Annotated in this window: 2 protein-coding genes; both read left to right on the top strand. The window is 41.9% G+C overall.

The window, feature by feature from the left end; all coding sequences use genetic code 11:
* Positions 1-2342 (top strand): beta strand repeat-containing protein (locus AC1RYN_RS07375; protein WP_481806453.1); only part of this gene is annotated, 2342 nt, incomplete at its 5' end.
* Positions 2343-2383: 41 nt separating this feature from the next.
* Positions 2384-2518 (top strand): hypothetical protein (locus AC1RYN_RS07370; RefSeq protein ID WP_481806454.1); only part of this gene is annotated, 135 nt, incomplete at its 3' end.

The following is a 2518-nucleotide window of genomic DNA, read 5'->3' as shown; positions in this document are numbered from 1 at the left end:
CCTCTAGTGTTACCCCAACACCGGTTCCACAGTCTAATGTTGGTATAACTAAAACCATAAATACTGCTACGCCTAATGTAGGTAGTAATGTTACTTTTACCTTAACAGCAACTAATGCAGGTCCAAGTGCTGCAACAGGAGTTAACGTAACGGATATTTTACCTTCTGGCTATACTTTTGTAAGTTCCAGCACAGTTAGCGGAACCTATACAAATGGAACGGGAATCTGGGCGATTGGTACTTTAGCCAATGGAGCGAATGCTACATTAACTATCATTGCCACAGTCAATGCCTCTGGAACGTATACCAACAGTGCTAGTATAACTGCTAATGAAGTAGATCCTACCCCTGGAAATAATACCTCTAGTGTTACCCCAACACCAGTTCCACAGTCTAATGTTGGTATAACTAAAACCATAAATACTGCTACGCCTAATGTAGGTAGTAATGTTACTTTTACCTTAACAGCAACTAATGCAGGCCCAAGTGCTGCAACAGGAGTTAACGTAACGGATATTTTACCTTCTGGCTATACTTTTGTAAGTTCCAGCACAGTTAGCGGAACCTATACAAATGGAACGGGAATCTGGGCGATTGGTACTTTAGCCAATGGAGCGAATGCTACATTAACTATCATTGCTACAGTCAATGCCTCTGGAACGTATACCAACAGCGCTAGTATAACTGCTAATGAAGTAGATCCTACCCCTGGAAATAACACCTCTAGTGTTACCCCAACACCGGTTCCACAGTCTAATGTTGGTATAACTAAAACCATAAATACTGCTACGCCTAATGTAGGTAGTAATGTTACTTTTACCTTAACAGCAACTAATGCAGGCCCAAGTGCTGCAACAGGAGTTAACGTAACAGATATTTTACCTTCTGGCTATACTTTTGTAAGTTCCAGCACAGTTAGCGGAACCTATACAAATGGAACGGGAATCTGGGCGATTGGTACTTTAGCCAATGGAGCGAATGCTACATTAACTATCATTGCTACAGTCAATGCCTCTGGAACGTATACCAACAGCGCTAGTATAACTGCTAATGAAGTAGATCCTACCCCTGGAAATAACACCTCTAGTGTTACCCCAACACCGGTTCCACAGTCTAATGTTGGTATAACTAAAACCATAAATACTGCTACGCCTAATGTAGGTAGTAATGTTACTTTTACCTTAACAGCAACTAATGCAGGCCCAAGTGCTGCAACAGGAGTTAACGTAACAGATATTTTACCTTCTGGCTATACTTTTGTAAGTTCCAGCACAGTTAGCGGAACCTATACAAATGGAACGGGAATCTGGGCGATTGGTACTTTAGCCAATGGAGCGAATGCTACATTAACTATCATTGCCACAGTCAATGCCTCTGGAACGTATACCAACAGCGCTAGTATAACTGCTAATGAAGTAGATCCTACCCCTGGAAATAATACCTCTAGTGTTACCCCAACACCGGTTCCACAGTCTAATGTTGGTATAACAAAAACCATAAATACTGCTACGCCTAATGTAGGTAGTAATGTTACTTTTACCTTAACAGCAACTAATGCAGGCCCAAGTGCTGCAACAGGAGTTAACGTAACGGATATTTTACCTTCTGGCTATACTTTTGTAAGTTCCAGCACAGTTAGCGGAACCTATACAGATGGAACGGGAATCTGGGCGATTGGTACTTTAGCCAATGGAGCGAATGCTACATTAACTATCATTGCCACAGTCAATGCCTCTGGAACGTATACCAACAGCGCTAGTATAACTGCTAATGAAGTAGATCCTACCCCTGGAAATAACACCTCTAGTGTTACCCCAACACCGGTTCCACAGTCTAATGTTGGTATAACTAAAACCATAAATACTGCTACGCCTAATGTAGGTAGTAATGTTACTTTTACCTTAACAGCAACTAATGCAGGCCCGAGTGCTGCAACAGGAGTTAACGTAACAGATATTTTACCTTCTGGCTATACTTTTGTAAGTTCCAGCACAGTTAGCGGAACCTATACAAATGGAACGGGAATCTGGGCGATTGGTACTTTAGCCAATGGAGCGAATGCTACATTAACTATCATTGCCACAGTCAATGCCTCTGGAACGTATACCAACAGCGCTAGTATAACTGCTAATGAAGTAGATCCTACCCCTGGAAATAATACCTCTAGTGTTACCCCAACACCGGTTCCACAGTCTAATGTTGGTATAACTAAAACCATAAATACTGCTACGCCTAATGTAGGTAGTAATGTTACTTTTACCTTAACAGCAACTAATGCAGGCCCAAGTGCTGCAACAGGAGTTAACGTAACGGATGTTTTACCTTCTGGCTATACTTTGTAAGTTCCAGCACAGTTAGCGGAACCTATACAAATGGAACGGGAATCTGGGCGATTGGTACTTTAGCCAATGGAGCGAATGCTACATTAACTATCATTGCAACAGTCAATGTCTCTGGAACGTATACCAACAGCGCTAGTATAACTGCTAATGAAGTAGATCCTACCCCTGGAAATAAC

Source organism: Flavobacterium sp. TC780, assembly GCF_056783245.1.
This window is presented reverse-complemented; position numbering and strand designations above follow the sequence as displayed.